The organism is Halomonas sp. ND22Bw (assembly GCF_003011945.1).
Taxonomy (GTDB): Bacteria; Pseudomonadota; Gammaproteobacteria; order Pseudomonadales; family Halomonadaceae; genus Halomonas; species Halomonas halophila.
In genome coordinates, this window is sequence record NZ_PXWD01001665.1 from 1 (window position 1) to 240 (window position 240).

1 protein-coding gene is annotated in these 240 nt (G+C 72.1%); it reads right to left on the reverse strand.

The window, feature by feature from the left end; translation table 11 throughout:
• Positions 1–240: hypothetical protein (locus CVH10_RS26400; RefSeq protein ID WP_219925094.1), on the reverse strand; the 240-nt coding region annotated here is incomplete at both ends.

The following is a 240-nucleotide window of genomic DNA, read 5'->3' on the forward strand; positions in this document are numbered from 1 at the left end:
CCACTGGAGCTGCGCGCCATGCGCCGTGTCGACACGTCGAAGCCGGATCGGCGCAAGCGGCAGGATCGATCGACCGTCGAGCGTCAACCGCGCCTCGATCGGCCCGGCCACGTCGCCCGCTCCGCTCGCCAGCCATCGCAGGCGGTCACCCGGCCGCGTGAACGCCATCGGCAGCACCCGCATCGCGTGACGCTCGATCAGTACGAAACGCTCGCCCGCGACATGCGCCGCCGGTGCCGT